Genomic DNA, 17,039 nt, shown 5'->3' with positions numbered 1-17,039 from the left:
GTTGGACGTCGGAGAACCCGACTTCTTCACGTTCCGGACCGTCACGTTCCGGATGATGATGTTGCGCGACTCCCGGATGTGGATGCCCAACTGGTCGAAGACCGCACCGCTGCCCACGCCGACGATCGTGACGTTGCCGATCTGCTTGAGCTCGATCACGCCGGCGGCCGTCGAGCAGCTGTTGCCCGAGACCTTGGCGGTGTTGCCGTGGTTGATCGTGCCCTCGACCTCGATGATGATCGGGGTATCACTGGCGGCCCGCTTGCACAGGGCCTCGTGGATCTGGGTTCCGGTGGTGGCCCGGACCGTCGCACCGCCGCGACCACCGGTCGTCCCGCCGTTCTGGGACGCGTAGCCGGTCGCGACGCCCGCAGGCGGGTTCGTCGTGGTGGTGGTCGTGGTGGTGGAGGTCGTCGTCGACGTGGTGGTCGAGGTCGACGTGGACGTCGACGTGGAGGTCGACGTCGTGGTGGAGGTGTCGGTGGGCTGCCCGGTGCAGGCCACACCGTTGAGCTTGAAGGAGGTGGGCGCGGGGTTGGAGCCGGTCCAGGAGCCGTTGAAGCCCGGCGTGACCGACGCGCCCGTGGCCAGCGAGCCGTTGTAGCTCGCGTTGCGGACCGTCACCGCACTGCCCGACTGGGAGAACTCACCGCCCCACAACTGCGTGACCTGCTGACCCGCCGCGAAGCTCCACTCCAGGGTCCAGCCCGACAGCGCGTCACCCAGGTTCGTGATCGTGACGTTGGCGCCGAAACCGCCCTGCCACTGGTTGGTCACGCTGTAGTCCACTCGGCACCCGGCCGCGGCGGCCCCGGCGTTCGTGCCGCCGGCCACCACCATCAACGCCGTCACCGACACCGCCGAAGCGACGGCGGTCACGACCGGGATCCACCGCGTGCGTCTGATCATGCGCAGGTTCATGCATCGCCTCCTTGCGAGCAGAGACCGGAACATCCAGGCCTCCAAGCCATCCCGAGACCGTCCCGGAACAGTCGACCGCGGACACCGCGGCCGGCGGGGTGGCAGGTCGGCGCTCCGATGCGGACCGACCACCCCGCCGTGTTCGGGGGCGGTTGCGGACACGGGAGCATCCACTTCTCCCGTGGCCGCACACCGCCCCACGTACCGGTTACCGCTGGGTGATGTCGGACGGTGAGTAGAAGCAGTTCTTGCCGTCCGCGCCCTCACCGATCTTCTTGGGCTCGGAGCCCTTGGGCACGCCCTGGTACTTCTCGCAGATCACCGTGCTGCCGTACACCGTGATACGGGAGAAACGGGCCGTGTCGCCCCAGTTCGTGTTGATGCCCGCCAGCACCTTCGTGGACCGTGCGGTGACGCCGTCCATCACCACGTGCCGCTGGTAGGACGTCGAGCAGTTCCCGCACGCCCGGTACAACTTGCCCGCGCTGTGCACCTGGAAGTTGCGGATGGTGACGGTGCCCGCGCCGTTGTGCTGGAACACCTTGTCCGACGCCGACTTCGCCCCACCACCGTCCACCAGGTAGGTCGCCGAGGCACTGGTCGCCTTGAACGTGGCCGCGTCCTCGCCGACGTCGTTCCACCACACGTTGCGGATCGTGCAGGAGCCCTCGCAGTGGATCCCGTCACCCGCCGGCGCGTCGATGATCACGTTCTGGATCGTGCCGCCGTTCGCCACCACGAACATCGGGTCCTGGCTTTCGCCTTGGCCGCCGTCGCCGATGCCGTAGAACCGCTTCATCCCACCGTCGAAGAACGTCCCGGCGTTGCGGGTCGTCGTCTGGTGCACGCTGCCCGTGTCCGTGGGCCACGGACCACTGCCGTCACCGCCACCACCCGGCGTGGTGGTCGTCGTGCTGGTGCTGGTGCTCGTGGACGTGCTGGTGGACGTGCTCGTGGACGTCGAGGTGCCGGTGGTCGAGCCGGTGCACGCCACGCCGTTGAGCGTGAACGACGACGGCGCGGGGTTGGCGCCCGTCCAGGAGCCGTTGAAGCCGGGCGTGACCGACGCGCCCGTGGCCAGCGAGCCGTTGTAGCTCGCGTTGCGGACCGTCACCGTGCTGCCCGACTGGGAGAACTCGCCACCCCACAGCTGCGTGACCTGCTGACCGGCCGCGAAGCTCCACTTCAGCGTCCAGGACGACAGCGCGTCACCCAGGTTCGTGATCGTGATGTTGGCGCCGAACCCACCCTGCCACTGGCTGGTCACCGCGTAGTCCACCCGGCACCCGACGGCCGCGTTGGCGTTGGTGCCCGCTGCCATCACCAGGCCACCGGTCAGCGCCGCCACCGACACGGCCGCGGCAACACCGGCGGTACGGCTCTTCTTGTGCTTACCCATGCGCAGACTCATGCATCGCCTCCTTGCGAGCAGGACTGTCCGACCGCGAGCCCAGGCGGCGCCGATCGCGACAGCGCCGATTCGAGCGATGGCGGATCATGTCTGGGAACGCTCCCAGAGCATTGCGCAAGGTTACGCAACAAGCAACAACATTCACAATGATGAACAACCGCCGGTTTGTTCACCTGCTTGAACGCCCGCACCCCAATTCGGCGGGACTTTAATCGATCAGGTCGCCGCGTCAAAATGATTCACAAACATGAACGGCAAGCGTCACGTCGTGCCACAAATTCCCCCGGAACGTCGACGTCGCCACCGGGTTCCGACGCCACACAGGCCGGCGCCCCCACCCCCGGTGAGGGGTGAGGGCGCCGGCTTGGTCGGGCAGACCTGCGTCAGGTCATCAGCGTGATCAGCGCTGCAGCGTCAGCAGGCCCGGTCGGTACGGCAGGAGGCCGTAGTCCACGCCGTCGGAGCTGGGGCTGCGGCCTTGGTAGAGCAGCTGCAGGTTGCAGGGGTCGATCGTCTTGGTCTGGTCGGGGTTGTTGCGGATCAGGTCACCGTGACTGATGTCGTTGGTCCAGGTCGCGCCGCTGTTGGCCTTGCCCGCGAACGGGTTGCTCTCGGTGGCGGCCTGCGGGGTCCACGAACCGCCCAGGCTGCTGGACGTGAACGAGCGGAAGTAACGTCCCCTCGAACCCATCGCCTCGACGATCATCAGGTACTGGTTCTGGCCCTGGACCTTGTACACCTCGACGCCCTCGAACAGGTTCGCCTGGGTGTCGCTCATGATCGTCGTGTAGGACGAGCCGAAGCTGCTCGGGAAGTTCCCGATCGGCATCACCTGGCGGTAGATCTTGCCGTTGTCGCCGGCGAAGAACAGGTACATGTTCTGGCCGTCACCGATGACCGTCTGGTCGATCGGACCAGTGCCGGAACCGGTGATGCTCGCCGTGGAAAGAACCTGCGGGGACGACCAGCCGTTCGCGTTGCTGGGGTCGCTCGACGTCCGGTAGGTGAACGCGGTCCCACCCCACTGGTAAGCGAGCACCCAGATGTTCTTCGGGGCGAAGTAGAACAGCGTGGAAGCGACCGCGCCGGAATTCATCCCGTTCTGCGGCGTCGACGCCATGTCGGACCAGTTCGTGAACGAGGTGAAGTTCATCGAACCCCAACTCGACCCGAAGTCGTGCGTCGTGGCGTAGACCAGGTGCTTGCCGTTGTGCATGACGTGGGTGAAGTCCTTGAGCGAAACCCACCCCGACTTCGGGTTGGCCAGCGATCCCGTGGACGACCAGCGGTAGGTCGACGGCAGCGAACACGTGCCGGGCGTCGAAGTCGTCGTCGTGGTGGTGGTGGGGTTCCCGCCACCGACGCGCACGAACTGCCACTGCTGGTTGGCGCCGCCCCAGTCGCTGTACTGCACGACGTTGCCGCCGTCGGCGGTGGACGCGCCCTGGACCTCGACCGCCTTGTTGCTGTTGCGGTTGATCAGGCGCACGTAGCCGCTGTCGGAGTCGGCGAGGCGGAACTGCTGGTTGGTGCCGTTGAGGTCGGCCCACTGGACGATGGCGCCGCCGTCGGCGGTGGAGAAGTTGTGCACGTCGAGGACCTTGCCCGACAGCCGCGACTTCACCCGGTAGTAGCCGCCGCCGGAGTCGACGAACTGCCACTGCTGCTGGTTGCCGTCGTTGCGGGTCCACTGGGTGATGCGGGCGCCGTCGCTCGTCGCGAGGTTGTAGACGTCCAACGCCTTGCCGCTGTTGCGGTTGACCAGCACGTACCAGGCGTTCGTGTCAACGGTCGCCGCCGACGCGGGTGCCGCGTTGAGCGCCGCCACCATCCCGCCGAGCAACACGGCGACAACGGCGGTGGCACCGGCCAAGCGACGCCTGCGGGCTCGCGGGACGGCGGTGGGCGGGTGGCCTGATCTGGCCATGAGCGGGCTCCTCTTCGTCGAGGCGGGGGCGAACCGCGGCAGGGACAACGTTCACGCGACCGCTTGCACCGAGTGGTCCAGCACGCACCCTCTGAACGGACAACTATTACGGCTGCGTGGACAATCCGAGTCCCAAGGACGGGCGCAGGACTGAGGTGCCCACGGGTGCGGGTCGCATTCATCAAACTGTGAGGGATGATCTCCGTACGGTCAAGATGCGACGAAAATGTTTCGTACGGGTAAGCAGTCGAACGCTTCGAACGCATTGTCGAATAGCTAAAACCGGCGCTAACTATTTAGCTGCGGGCGCCCTTGCGTGGAAGAAGAAGGGGCACAGCGCCGTCGGCTCGGCCACCTCCGCTCCCGCAGCCGCACAGCCGGCCCCTGCCGCCCCCTGCCGACCGCGGCGACCGCGGCGACCGTCAGCGAACACGCAGGCCCACGCAGCTCCGTCACGGCTCGTGGCCTGGGAGCGTTCCTACGCCGTTCGGGGGTTTTCGCACCTAAACGGTGATCGTCACCGGGGAACCGCGCCTAGTGTGCGGCCATGATCGCCGGTGAGGGCCGTGCCGGGCCGTTCCCGCACGGAGCGGAGGAGTGGCGGGTGCGGCTTCGGTGCCGCGGGCGGCGCGGTGTGTTGGGTGCGGGCGTGCTGCTGGACAGCGAGCACGTGCTCACGTGCGCCCATGTCGCGCTGGCCGCCGAAGACCTCACCGTCGAGATGGTCGGCCTGCCGGGGATTCCGGTGAGCGCCGCTCACATCGTCGAGCACGCCGAGCCGCAGCACGAGCGCGGTGACGTGGCCTTGCTGCGCCTGTCGACCCCACAGCCGGGGGTGCGCCCGGCGACGTTGCGCAAGGTCGCCATGACGTGGAACAGGTCCGTGCACGCACAGGGCTTCCCGCGTGGTCTGGAAGAGGTCGGCGCCTGGGCGACGATGACGCTCTCCGGCCTGGCGGGCACCGAGTGGCAGCAGATGAACGGCGGCAACGGGCACCGGGTGCAGCGGGGGTTCAGCGGCGCCGGGGTGGCCGACGACGCGAACGGGCACGTGCTGGGCATCGTGGTCAGCGAGTACACCGACGACGGCGCCGGGCTGTCGTGGATGATCCCGGTCGCGGCGATCGAGCAGAACCTGCCCGTGCTGTCGCGCTGGGTGGTCGGCGACGACGGCATCGACGAGCGCTTCAAGAAGCGCACGGCCCACTACAACGACAGGGTGCGGGGGCTGATGGACTGGCTCGCCCGCAGGCAGGACGGCGGCGCGGTGCTGATCATCGTGGGCGAGGACCTGGAACACCTCCAGGACGCGGTCACGTTCTCCACCGTCGGCGAGTCGCCCGCGCCCGACCTCGCGATCAACGTCGAGGGCCTGACCACCGAGGAGGTCTCGCGCCGGATCGTCGACCGGGCCGGGCTGGTCAGCCGCGGCTCCAGCACCGAACGCGTGCGGGAGGGCACCCCGCCGATGACGGTGGTGATCGACGGCGTCGACACGGCCCGTGAACCCAAGTCGCTGCTCGACCACGTCGGCAGGCCGATGGTGGCGAGCGGGGCACGGCTGGTGCTGGGCTTCCGCGACGAGGACGCCGCGGACCTGGTCGCCGCGCGGGAGCTGGCCCGGGCCGCGGTCGTGACGCGGCTGGACGGGCTCGTCGAGCGGGTGACCGAGCTGATGCGGGAGGACCCGGACACCGCGGCCACCAAGCTGCGGATCGGGCTGAGCGCGTTGCGCCGCGCCGCCGCGGCGGACTGGCAGCTCGTCGAGCGGAAGCTGCCGCGGTTCCACCAGGCGGTCACGCGGACCGAGCGCGAACGTGCGGCGCTGCGGCACGTGCGGAACGAGTTGTCCGTGCTGCGCGGGCGGCTGGCGACGGCGCAGGCGAGGGCCGCCGCGGCGGGTTTCGCCGAGGACGTCGAGCTCGACAAGCACCACCGCAGGGCGCACGCGGCACTGGAGGCCGAACCGGCCGACCTGGCGGTGGCGCTGCGGGCCGTGCAGGCCTGCGAGGCGGCGGTGCGGCGGCGTTCGGGGAAAGGGGATCAGGGATGACCGCGTGCACCCAGTGCGGTGGGGCCGTCGACGACACCGGGTTCTGCGTCGACTGCGGCGAACCCGCGGTGGTGCGCGGTGCTTCCGCCCAGAGGCCGGCCCGGCCGTCGAGCACCACGACGAGCACCACGGCGAGCAGCCGCCGTTCGCACACCGGCGACCCGATGTCGTTGCCCGTGTTCGACTTCAAGGACCCGACCAGCCGGATCATCACCGACCCGCGCGTGCCGGTGCGCACCCGCCTGTGCCCCAACGACCAGTGCCACGACCGGACCGCGCTGCCCAAGCGCGACTCGGGGTTCTGCCTGGCCTGCGGCACGCCGTTCTCGTTCCTGCCCAGCCTGGAACCGGGCGCGCTGGTGGCCGACCAGTACCACGTGGTCGGCTGCTTCGCGCGCGGCGGCCTCGGCTGGATCTACCTGGCCAGGGACACGCACCTGGACGACAACCCGGTGGTGCTCAAGGGCCTCATCGACGTCGCCGACCTGGAGATCTCGACCAAGGAGCGCCAGGCGCTGACGCTGCTGGACCACCCGAACATCGTGCGGATCTACAACTTCGTCAGCCACCCGGACGCGCACACCGGCCAGGACCGCGCGTACATCGTGATGGAGTACGTGGACGGGCTCGTGCTCGAAGAGGTCGCCGAGCTGTCGACCCGCGGCATGGTGCCGCTGGGCGAGCCGCTGCGCACCGAGCACGTGATCGCCGCCGGGCTGCAACTGCTGGCCGCGTTCGACTACCTGCACGAGCGCGGGTTCCTGTACTGCGACCTGAAGCCCGACAACGTGATCATCCGCTCCGGCAAGTACGGCGAGCGCGGCAACCGGGTGAAGCTCATCGACCTCGGCGCGGTGCGCCGGATCGGCGACCGGAGCAGCAAGATCGTCGGCACCCGGCCGTACCAGGTGGACGAGCGGGAGATCGCCGAGCGCGGCCTGACCGTGCAGTCCGACCTGCACACGCTCGGCGTGATGCTGCGGAGGCTGGACTACGCGACCGCCGACCACGACGAGCCCGAGCGCTCGCACCTCGCGGTGGGGCTGAGCTCGTTCCTCCGCGCCTACGAACGGGCCAAGCACCCCGAACCGGACCAGCGCTACGGCTCGGCGGCGGAGATGGCCGACCAGTTGCGCGGTGTGCTGCGCGAGGTGGCGTCGTTGCGCGACGGTGTGCCGCGACCGGAGCCGTCGACGGTGTTCGTGCACACGACGACGCTGCTGGACGCCGGGCTCGGCGCGGTGCCGGCACTGACCACGTGGACCGGGCGCGCGGTCGACGTGCTCGCCGAGACCGAGCTGTCCGACGGCAGGCCGGCCGCCGACGCGGTCGCGGTCGGGTTGCCGGTGCCGCGCGCCACCGCGGACGACCCGGCCGCCGACGTGCTGGCCGCCGCCGACACCGAGGACCCCCGGCGCCTGATCGCGCGGCTGGACAGCGACAACCTGACCTCGCCGGAGACCGCGCTCGTGCGCTGCCGGGCGGCGCTGGCCGCGGCGGACGTCGCCGCGGCCCGGGAGAGCCTGACGCAGGCACGCGGCCTGCTCGGCAAGGACTGGCGGGTGCGGTGGCACGAGGGCCTGATCGCGCTGGCGAGCGAGGAGGTCGACGCGGCGCGGCAGGCGTTCGACGACGTGTACTCGTGGCTGCCGGGTGAGGACGCGCCCAAGCTCGCGCTGGCGTACTGCGCGGAGCACGCCCGCGACTTCGACCGGGCCGAGGAGCTGTACGAGGCGGTGTGGCGGCGCGACCGGTCGGTGGTGAGCGCGGTGTTCGGGCTGGCCAGGGTGCGGCTCGCGCGCGGCGACCGGGCCGGCGCGGTGGGGTTGCTCGACGAGACGCCGCAAGCTTCGCGGTACTTCGACGCGGCGCGCATCGCAGCCGTCCGGGTGCTCAGCGGCGGCATCCGGGCCGACGTCGGTGTCCTCCCGCCCACCGACGCGGACCTCGCCGCCGCCACCGACCGGATGGGCGACCTCTACCTCGACGGGGGCGCGTCCTCGGGCGAGGCGCGCGTGCGGCTGGAGACCACGGTGCGGGAGGCGGCGCTCGTCGTCTCGCTGGCCGGGGGCCGCGACTCCGCGCCGTTGCGGTTGAACGTCGAGCAGTCGTACCGCGCGCTGGCCCGGCAGGCCGCCACCCGCGCGGACCGTTCGCTGCTGGTCGACCGCGCGAACTTCCACCGGCCGATCACCAGCCGCTGAGGGGGAGCCATGGAGTCCGGGTTTTCGTTGTCGGTGAGCCAGAACCGCTACCTGTCCACGGAGGACGACGAGATGGACGCGGTGCTGACCGTGTCCGCTCAGGGCGTGGTCGGTGGTGGAGCCGCACCGGAGGTCGCGCAGGTGATCGCGATCGACTGCTCCGGCTCGATGGCGTTCCCGCGCAACAAGATGGCGGCGGCGCAACGGGCGACGAGCGCGGCGATCGACGCGTTGCGCGACGGCGCGTTGTTCGCGGTGATCGAGGGGACGCACGACGCGCGGGTCGTCTACCCGGCCGGACCGCGGCTGATCGCGGCGACCCAGAAGACCCGCCGGGACGCGAAGAACGCCGTGCGGCTGCTGAAAGCCGGTGGCGGCACGAGCATGGGCGAGTGGCTGGAGCTGGCGCGGAGCCTGCTGTCCGGGCACCCGACCGCGGTGCGGCACGTCATCATGCTCACCGACGGGCAGAACAACCCCGGCGACTCGAAGCTCGACCACGAGCTGCCGGAGTGCTCCCGGGTGTTCACCTGTGACGCACGCGGTGTCGGCGCGGACTGGGACAAGCGCGACCTGCTGCGGATCGCCGAGGCGCTGCACGGCACCGCGGACGCCGTGCGGCGGCCGGAAGACCTCGTCGCCGACTTCGAGGCGATGACCAGGACGGCGATGGAGAAGGTCATCCCCGAGGCGCGGCTCGTGGTGTCGACGACGACCCGCTCGTCGGTCGACTTCCTGCGGCAGACGTTCCCGACCGAGGCCGCGCTGGTAGGCGATCCGCTGGGCGAGCGGAAGACCGCGTTCCCGACCGGGTCGTGGGGCGCCGAGACCCGCGAGTTCTTCCTGCGGCTCGGCGTGTCGTCGGCCGGGGTGAGCCTGAACCACGACGTGCGGGTGGCGCGGGTCGACCTGGAGGTGCGCAAGCCGGGTTCGACGGAGTTCGTGCAGGTGTGCGACCCGGCCCTGGTGGTGGCGCAGTGGACCAACGACCTGAAGCTGTCCAGCGTGATCGACCCGAAGATCGCGCACGTGACGCGGCAGACCGAGCTGGGCGAGGCCGTGACGGCGGGCTGCGACGCGCACGACGCGGACGACCTGGACGCGGCGGCCCGGCACTGGGGACGTGCGGTGGCGCTGGCGAGTTCGCTCGGCAACGACAAGGTGCTGAACCGGCTGCTGCGGCTGGTCGACGTGATCGGCGACCCGGCCGACGGGAACGTGCGGATCCGGTCGGGGCTCACGCCGGAGGAGCTGCTGTACGCGGGGATGAGCTCGGTGATGTCGAGCATGAGCCCCGCGGCCATGCCTCCTCCCCTTGCGGCCAAGACTCCCGTGGACGACCCTCTCGAAGCGGCACTTCCGGACCTCACCTGTCCGAAGTGCGCGCAGCGGTGGGAAGGCAGGTACAAGTTCTGCGGCGCCTGCGGCGAACCGCTGGCCGGATGAGATGAGGGTTGTTCGTGACTGATTCGGAGCTCGTGCGTTTCCCGCTGGCCGGCGGGGGCTCGGTCCTCGTCGAGGTGACCGAGGTCCCCGGCGTCTCGCGCGCCGGACGGACCGGGAGGGTGCTGCAGGAGGCGCGGGACACGTTCGAGCAGGCGGTCGCTGGAGTGCGGGACGCGGCCGCGTCGGCGCTGGCACAGTTCACGTCGATGACGCGCGCGCCGGACGAGGTGGAGCTGAAGTTCGGGTTGAAGCTCGACGCCGAGGCCGGCGCGGTGATCGCGCGCACCGGCGTGCAAGGTCAGTTCGAGGTGAAGCTGCGGTGGCGTCGCGACAACGGACCGCTGGAGGAAGAGGTCGTCGAGGAAGGCGACTAGTCGACGTAGGTGATGGGCGGCAGCGGGAGCACCGGCCCCTCCTGGACCCCTGCCGCCCGCACGTTGTCGCGGAACCACTTGTCGTGCGAGGCCTGCAGCGAGCCGTCCGCGCGCATCCGGGCGATCACGCCGTTGACGAACCGGACCAGGTCCTTGTGCTTGTTGCTGATCGCGACCCCCGCCGTGCCGCCGCCCTGGCCGGGCAGGTCGGTCAGCTGGGTGCCGGGGTCCTGCATCTGCAGGCCCTGCAGGATCGGGAAGTCGGTGTAGACCGCGTCCACGAGGCCGCGTTGCAGCAGCATCAGGCACTCGCTGGAGTCGGGCGTGGACACCGGCTTGATGCCGGTGGTCTTCTGCGACTCGAGCAGGTCGACGATGCTCGTGGTGGCCGACGCGGCGCACACCTTCCGGTCGCGCAGCTTGGCCAGCGAGTCGCGCGCCTCGGTGCCCTTGCGGGTCAGCAGGCCCGCGTTCGTGGCGAGGTAGGGCGTCGAGTAGATGATGTCGTGGTTGAAGACGCGGTCGCAGGTCATCGTCACGTCGGCGACGACCATGTCCACGACCGGGACCTCGCGCAACGTCTGGTCGGCGTCCTTGGTGGCGTTGTTCTTCTCGGTGTCGAGCGCGAGCAGCCTGCTGCCGGTGGGCATGGTGACCAGGCGCAGCATCGGGTCGTTCGGCTGGATCGGACGGCCGAACAGCTCGGCCGCGATCTCGTTGATCAGCTCGATCTCGAAGCCCTGCATCGCGCCCGTCACCTGGTCGCGGCGGCTGAGCAGGGGCGTGGTCTGGCTGACGCCGACGTCGAGTCCGTTCTCGCGGATCTCCGCGAGCGTGGCGCCGTCGAGCACGCTCGTGCCGTCGCCTTGGCCGCCCGCGGAGTTGAGGGTGCGCCTCGGGTCGTACTTCGCCCTGCCGTCCTGCGTCGTGCACTCCGGCGGCAGTGAGGCCGGCTGCCCGGGATCGCGGTACCCGTTGGGCAGCACGGGTTCGGCGGTGCGCTCGACCGGCTGGGCGGGCTGCACCGCGCAGCCCGTGAGCAGCAGGAGGACCAGCAGCAGACGTTTCATCGGTAGTACTCCGCGATCCGGGGCCTGAGTCCGGCCAGTGCCGCGATGGCCGCACCCGCCATCAGCAGGGCGAAGACGACGTCCAGTCCGCTGATCCACGCGCGTGCCTTCGCGGTGGAGGCGGCGGACGCGGTGGTGTAGGCGGAGATCGCCGCGGTGAGGTGCTCGTCCACCAGCTCCGCCGTCGACCTGCCCTGCTCGGGCGGCGTCACGAGCGCGACGGTGTCCGGGTAGGTGAGCTTCGCGTCGGTGGCGATCAGCGCGGCGTCGGCGTCGGTCCACTTCCGCGTCGCGTCGGCCGCCTGGTCGATGTGCTCGCGGTCGGTGGCGGTCTCCTGCGCCTCCGTGATGAGTTCGGCGATCCTGGCGAGGTCGTTCTTCAACGCCTCCTTGTCGCCGACCGACGGGTAGATCAGCAGGCGGGCCTCGTTGCCGTCGGCGGACCGGCCGACGTTGCGCGCCTCCGCGAGCGGTGCGACCACCTGCTCCCGGTTCCGGATGCTGTCGTCGGCGTGACCGCTGGAGATCAGCAGCGGGACCGCGGTGACCACGAGCGCGGCGCCGGTCAGCACCGCCGCGACGATGAGGCCGGTGTTGTAGCGGCGTTTGGTGTGCCGGAAGAGGAACCTGTTCGACCAGTGGAGGACGCCCAGCACGACGAGACCCAGCAGCCAGATGGTCCAGGACTGGCTGGAGGCGTCGCTCTGGGCCTCGGTGAGCTCGGTGATCTGCTCCCGGTGCAGTGCCGCGGCGTCTTCGAGGATCTTGTCGCGCGCCAGGAAGCTCGCCTGGCTCAGGTAGGAGGTGGCGACCGGGTGGCCCTCGCGGGCGGCGCTCCAGCCGGTCTCCACGAGCTGCACGTACTGCGGCACCAGGTCGGTGAGGCGCTGGACGCGTTCGGCCGCGCTCCCGCCACCGTCCCGCTCCGCCGCCGTCCGCAACGCGTCGAGCGCGTCGAAGACGTTCTCCCGGAACTCCTGCTGCAACTGCGGCGAGCGCTGCTGGTTCACCAGCACCGCGTCGAGCGAGGTGGCGTCGGCGTCCGCGAACGCGCGGTAGATGTCGAGGGCCGCGGACGTGAGCACGCCACGCCGTTCCACGGCGTCGTCCAGCAGGTTCTGCCTGCCCTGGAGCACCACCAGGCCGATCAGGCCGAGCAGCAGCGCCGAGACGGACGTCAGCGCGGCGATCATGGCCAGCTTGCCCTCGGAGCGCCGGAGATAGGCGCGTAACTCCTTGCGCACGCTCGTTCGACACCTCCGCCCTTGAACGGGGCGAGTGAATCATTCGACGCCGCGCGGTGTCGTCGGAATCGGTGAAGTGCACACGTTCGGCCCTATCCGCGCGGCACGCTGATCAGCCGGCCAGCCCGCGGAGCAGGCCCTCAAGGTCGCGTTCGCCGTCACGGGTCTGGGCGCCGCGGGCCAGGCCGCCGCGGATCAGCCGTTCGGCGGCGGGCAGGACGACCTGGCCCGCCCACGCGTCGTGCTCCCGCAGGTAGCCCTCGGCCAGGTCGTCGGGGACGATGGCGCGCTTCGTCGCGCCGACCACGCCCTCGGGCAGGGCGGCGATGTCGCGGGCGAGGCGGTCCACGAAGTCGTCCAGCTCGTCGGCGGGCACGGCCCGGTTCACCCAGCCGTAGCGCTCGGCGGTCCGCGCGTCGTGCAGCGCGGCGCCGAGCACCACCTCCAAAGCGCGGTTGCGGCCGATCCGGCCGGCGAGGTACTGGGTGCCTCCCCCGCCCGGCACGATCCCCATGAGAGCCTCGACCTGGCCGATCCCGGCGCGACCGATCGCCGCGAACGCCATGTCCGCCGCCGTGACGAACTCCGCCCCGCCGCCGCGGGCCAGGCCGGCGAGCTTGACGATCGTCACCTGGGGCTGGCGCCGGAGCAGCTCCCCGAGTGCCTGGAAGACGTTGACGCCGTCGGGCGTGTCGGCCGCGAGGTCGTCGAAGGCGTCCGGCGCGTCGACCAGGGACATGTCGACGTGGGCGATGAAGAAGTCCGGGTCGGCGCTGTCGAACACGATCACCCGGACCGAATCGTCGTCCCGCAGCCCGGTCAACAGCCGCCGCAGGTCGGTCATGAGGGCGACGTCCAGGACGTTGACGGGCGGGTTGTCGATGGTGACGCGGGCGATGCCGGCCTCACGGCTCACTCGCAGGGTCGCGTAGGCGTCGTGGTGCACGAAGGATCTCCGATCGGTTCCTGTCAGGCGTCTAGGTTCCTGATGTATACCTAGGCTGCGGCGACGGGCGACCGGCGTCAAGAACGCACTTGAGGCATCCCAAGGATCATGGAGGATACCGACATGACCACCGGCGACACCGGCGCGGACACGGGGATCGTCTATCGGGCGGACTGCCCCAGCCGCCCGATCCTGGACCAGATCGCGGACAAGTGGTCGATGATGGCGCTGGCCGTCCTCGACCGGCCCCGCCGGTTCAACGACGTCAAACGCCGCCTCGAAGGCGTGACCCAGCGGGTCCTGACCCAGACCCTGCGCCGCCTGGAGCGCAACGGGATGGTCGAACGGCGCGTGCTGCCGACCTCACCGGTCGGCGTCGAGTACTCCCTCACCCCGCTCGGCGAATCCCTGCGCGAACCGTTCGGCCACCTGTACGGCTGGACGACCGCCCACGCCGACGAGATCCGACAACGCCAGCAGGACTACGACCGGCGTCAGCCCGCTTGACGATCGCGATCCGTCGGGACCGGCCGGCGCCGGTCCCGACGGATCGCCTGGTCAGCCGTCGTAGTGGAAGACGTAGAGGCCGAAGTCGCGGTCGCCGGCGAGCACGTAGTGTGTACAGACCGTCCGCGATCCCCTCGCCGGGGAAGTCCTCCCGACCACCACCACCGTGGTCCGGGTGGGCGCCGGACGATCCGGTCACCGCGGCGCTGAGCGCCAGCGTCACCGCACCCAGCACCGCGAGTCTGCGAACCCGTTGTTGACGTAGTCGACGCATCCGATCACGGCGGTACCCCCGGCGCGCCGGACCCTACGTCCGCGATCCGTCCCCCGATAGGTGCCGAAGTGGTGACTCGTCGCCGGGCGATAACTTGTGCGGTGGCAATGCAGATCGGTGCACCACGGGGGATCCACATGCGGTACCGCTTCACGTCCTACCACCCGGCGGGTGACGCCGAGGCAGCCGTCACGGACGGCACCAGGCTGGGCGGCCTGCCGCACTGGCTGGAGGAGCCACAGTGGCCCGTCGACCCGTACGAGGACGACCTCGCCCCGTTCATGGGCCAGTTCCGCGTGCCGGCGGCGGACGGGGACCGGATGGTGTACCTGTTCGCGATCGGGTTCTCGGGAGAGCACGCCACCGTCGTCCAGCCGGGCGGGCAGGTCACCGAGTCGTTCGAGACCCGTGCGTCGGCCACCGGCCCGACCGAGCTGGGCCAGGTCCACCTGCTCCGTGTCGAGGAAGAGATCGACTTCTCCCACGTCGAGCAGAACCTGGAGCCGGTCGAGGACGAGGACCCGGACGACCGGGAGGAACGACTGGAGGAAGTGCTGAGCGAGCGCCGGAAAGACGCCGCGGGCAGCATCCGGATGAACCAACTCGGCGGCCCCGACGTCGTGCCGGTCTGGTTGCAGGGCGACGACCTCCCCGGCGACGGCTGGCAACTGGTCGCGCAGTTCGACTCCTACCAACTGCCCTTCGAAGTCAACTTCGGCGACAGCGGCGTCGGCTACCTGTTCCTCTCACCGGACCACAAAACCGCCGAATTCTTCTACCAGAGCTGCTGAAGACGCCAATAGTCGACGAATACCACTCGTACCACCGATTGCCTGACAAACCCTGACGACGCCGGTGGTGGAGGACGATCGTCGGTCGGCCGGACTACTCGTCCGCGGGCTCGCGGCGGAGAATTTCACCGCCGACGTGGAATACGACGGTCTGGACGGGCTGTCGGGCGCGGACGACTACCTGACCCAAACCGTTCTCCTATCCGGTCCTGGTCGCCCGCCTGCGGGCACTGGCACGTCGAGGCGCCACCCCGCGACCGGTCGTGCTCCGTGCCGGAGACCTGGAGCTGGACCCGGTCGGGGCGCACCTGCAGGTGGCCGCACACCGATCAACCTGACCGCCAAGGAGTCCGCGGTGCTGGAGTTCCTCCTGCGCCGCCGTGACCAGGTGATCACCAAGACCGAGATCATCGCCGGGGTGTGGGACGAGGCCCGCGACCCCGACCCGAACCTGGTCGAGGTCTAGGTCAGCGCGCTGCGCCGGAAGATCGACACACCGTTCGACCGGCGCACCATCACCATCATCCGGGGCACGCTGAGCCGTCAGGTCCTGGCGCTGGCCGGTGGTGCGTTGTCGCTGATCGGGTTGTTCGCCGTGGTCGCGTGGACGGCGACCGGGCGGGTGCTGCGGCCGGTGGAAGCGATCCGGCGGCGGATGGCCGATATCACCAAGCACGACCTGACCGGACGCGTGCCCGTGCCGCGGGCCCGCAACGAGATCGCACGCCTCGCGACGACGGTCAACGCCACCCTGGGCCGGTTGGAGGCCGCGGTCGAGGAGAACCGGTGGTTCGTGGCCGACGCCTCCCACGAGCTGCGCAGCCCGATCGCCGCGCTGCGCGCCGAACTGGAGATCGCCACCACCCACCCCGCCCTGGCCGACTGGCCCGCGGTCGTCGACGCCGCCCTGGCCGACACCGAACGCCTGCAACACCTGGCCACCGACCTGCTCCTGCTCGCCCGCCTCGACCACACCCCGTCACGACCGCCCGCACCACCACGGTCGACCTCACCAGCCTCGTCACCGACCACACCGCCCGCCGTCGCAGCCGCCACACCCTGACCACCGACCTCCCCCACCAACCGACCCTCGTGCGCGGCACGCCTCCCCCTACTCGACCGCCTCCTGGGCAACCTCCTCGACAACGCCGAACGCCACGCCACCACCACCATCACCGTCCGCCTCACCACCACCGACGACAGAGCACTGCTGGACGTGATCGACGACGGCCCCGGCGTCCCACCCCCCGACCGCACCCGAATCCTCGACCGCTTCACCCGCCTCGACCACGCACGCACCCGTGACATCGGCGGCACAGGCCTCGCCTCCCGATCGCCCGCCGCATCGCCACCACCCACGCAGGCACCCTCCACGCCAACGATCACCCCACCGGCGCCCGCCTCACCGCCACGATCCCACTCGCTCCGACACCAACCGCGACGTAGTTACACCTGACCCGTTGACGTCCAACCAAGCGCCGCATGCACATCTGAATGCCCACTGACCAGCAGGGGAGTCAAGCCAGGGTCGTGCTGCTGGATTGGCCGCTGTCGCGCTTCGCTACCTACGCGCCGGACCGGTCTCCGCAACACCCACTCAGTGGCCGCTCAAGCAGGATCCGCGCAAGTCGGCGATCGCACATCCTGGTCGAACGCTCCGCTCACCTCCACGTCACTGGCCCCTTCATCGCGCTGCCGCAAGCTGTCCCTCACGGGCCGGGCCGGATCGAGCGCACTCCACACCGCACAGGCTATGGCGTACTCGCGGGAATTCACACGAGCCGGCAACAGCACTTCGAGTCGTCGCACCTTCACCGTCACCACAATGCCCGCGAACGACCAACCACATAATCCCTCGGCCAGGTGACACG

General features: G+C 70.1%; 15 protein-coding genes. 9 read left to right on the top strand and 6 right to left on the bottom strand.

Annotated elements, in window-relative coordinates; genetic code table 11:
- From ADK67_RS54170 to ADK67_RS37360, 3 genes are all read right to left on the bottom strand, one after another.
- Positions 1–921, bottom strand: a 921-nt coding sequence (locus tag ADK67_RS54170) for a cellulose-binding domain-containing protein (protein ID WP_231648543.1), incomplete at its 3' end; no start/stop codon positions are given.
- A gap of 208 nt (positions 922–1,129) precedes the next feature.
- Positions 1,130–2,332: a pectate lyase gene (locus ADK67_RS54165; protein WP_082404399.1), complete on the bottom strand. Its 1,203-nt coding sequence runs from the start codon at positions 2,330–2,332 to the stop codon at positions 1,130–1,132.
- Positions 2,333–2,732: 400 nt separating this feature from the next.
- On the bottom strand, positions 2,733–4,259 hold the full coding sequence (locus ADK67_RS37360; protein ID WP_082404397.1) for a non-reducing end alpha-L-arabinofuranosidase family hydrolase: 1,527 nt from the start codon (positions 4,257–4,259) through the stop codon (positions 2,733–2,735).
- A gap of 547 nt (positions 4,260–4,806) precedes the next feature.
- Here ADK67_RS37360 and ADK67_RS37355 point away from each other — a divergent pair.
- From ADK67_RS37355 to ADK67_RS37340, 4 genes are read left to right on the top strand one after another with little or no spacing between them, the layout of a single operon-like run.
- Positions 4,807–6,312 (top strand): S1 family peptidase, encoded by a 1,506-nt coding sequence (locus ADK67_RS37355; protein WP_053721294.1) that lies wholly within the window; start codon positions 4,807–4,809, stop codon positions 6,310–6,312.
- Positions 6,309–8,516, top strand: coding sequence for a serine/threonine-protein kinase (locus tag ADK67_RS37350; protein ID WP_053721293.1), 2,208 nt, complete (start codon positions 6,309–6,311; stop codon positions 8,514–8,516). Before ADK67_RS37355 ends, ADK67_RS37350 begins: the two co-directional genes overlap by 4 nt.
- A 9-nt stretch (positions 8,517–8,525) precedes the next feature.
- Positions 8,526–9,962, top strand: coding sequence for a vWA domain-containing protein (locus tag ADK67_RS37345; protein WP_053721292.1), 1,437 nt, complete (start codon positions 8,526–8,528; stop codon positions 9,960–9,962).
- A 14-nt stretch (positions 9,963–9,976) separates the two neighbouring features.
- On the top strand, positions 9,977–10,336 hold the full coding sequence (locus ADK67_RS37340) for a CU044_2847 family protein (RefSeq protein ID WP_053721295.1): 360 nt from the start codon (positions 9,977–9,979) through the stop codon (positions 10,334–10,336).
- On the opposite strand, the gene ADK67_RS52970 is transcribed toward ADK67_RS37340, so the two are convergent.
- The 3 genes from ADK67_RS52970 to ADK67_RS37325 all read right to left on the bottom strand — a co-directional run bounded on the left by ADK67_RS52970 (position 10,333) and on the right by ADK67_RS37325 (position 13,596).
- Entirely contained in the window at positions 10,333–11,406 is a 1,074-nt protein-coding gene (locus ADK67_RS52970) for a transporter substrate-binding domain-containing protein (RefSeq protein WP_053721291.1), read from the bottom strand. The two genes, ADK67_RS37340 and ADK67_RS52970, sit on opposite strands and share 4 nt — an antisense overlap.
- The gene (locus tag ADK67_RS52965) at positions 11,403–12,650 is read right to left on the bottom strand and encodes a hypothetical protein (protein WP_053721290.1); all 1,248 of its coding nucleotides are present in this window, start codon (positions 12,648–12,650) and stop codon (positions 11,403–11,405) included. Before ADK67_RS52965 ends, ADK67_RS52970 begins: the two co-directional genes overlap by 4 nt.
- 112 nt (positions 12,651–12,762) lie before the next feature.
- Positions 12,763–13,596 carry an enoyl-CoA hydratase/isomerase family protein gene (locus tag ADK67_RS37325; RefSeq protein WP_053721289.1) on the bottom strand — a complete coding sequence of 278 codons (834 nt, stop codon included), beginning with the start codon at positions 13,594–13,596 and terminating at the stop codon, positions 12,763–12,765.
- A 123-nt stretch (positions 13,597–13,719) separates the two neighbouring features.
- On the opposite strand from ADK67_RS37325, the gene ADK67_RS37320 reads away from it, so the two are divergent.
- The 5 genes from ADK67_RS37320 (at position 13,720) to ADK67_RS54150 (ending at position 16,624) form a co-directional block, all read left to right on the top strand.
- Positions 13,720–14,103 carry a winged helix-turn-helix transcriptional regulator gene (locus ADK67_RS37320; RefSeq protein ID WP_053721288.1) on the top strand — a complete coding sequence of 128 codons (384 nt, stop codon included), beginning with the start codon at positions 13,720–13,722 and terminating at the stop codon, positions 14,101–14,103.
- A 411-nt stretch (positions 14,104–14,514) separates the two neighbouring features.
- Positions 14,515–15,168 carry a hypothetical protein gene (locus ADK67_RS37315; RefSeq protein WP_157621289.1) on the top strand — a complete coding sequence of 218 codons (654 nt, stop codon included), beginning with the start codon at positions 14,515–14,517 and terminating at the stop codon, positions 15,166–15,168.
- Between the two features lie 64 nt (positions 15,169–15,232).
- Positions 15,233–15,634 carry a winged helix-turn-helix domain-containing protein gene (locus tag ADK67_RS54880; RefSeq protein ID WP_331459364.1) on the top strand — a complete coding sequence of 134 codons (402 nt, stop codon included), beginning with the start codon at positions 15,233–15,235 and terminating at the stop codon, positions 15,632–15,634.
- A 105-nt stretch (positions 15,635–15,739) separates the two neighbouring features.
- Positions 15,740–16,231, top strand: a complete 492-nt coding sequence (locus ADK67_RS54155) for a histidine kinase dimerization/phospho-acceptor domain-containing protein (protein ID WP_053721286.1) — start codon at positions 15,740–15,742, stop codon at positions 16,229–16,231.
- Positions 16,232–16,294: 63 nt separating this feature from the next.
- Positions 16,295–16,624 carry an ATP-binding protein gene (locus tag ADK67_RS54150; RefSeq protein WP_082404395.1) on the top strand — a complete coding sequence of 110 codons (330 nt, stop codon included), beginning with the start codon at positions 16,295–16,297 and terminating at the stop codon, positions 16,622–16,624.
- Positions 16,625–17,039 lie beyond the last annotated feature (415 nt).

It is taken from the genome of Saccharothrix sp. NRRL B-16348 (assembly GCF_001280085.1).
In the GTDB taxonomy this organism is placed as follows: Bacteria; Actinomycetota; Actinomycetes; order Mycobacteriales; family Pseudonocardiaceae; genus Actinosynnema.
This window is presented reverse-complemented; position numbering and strand designations above follow the sequence as displayed.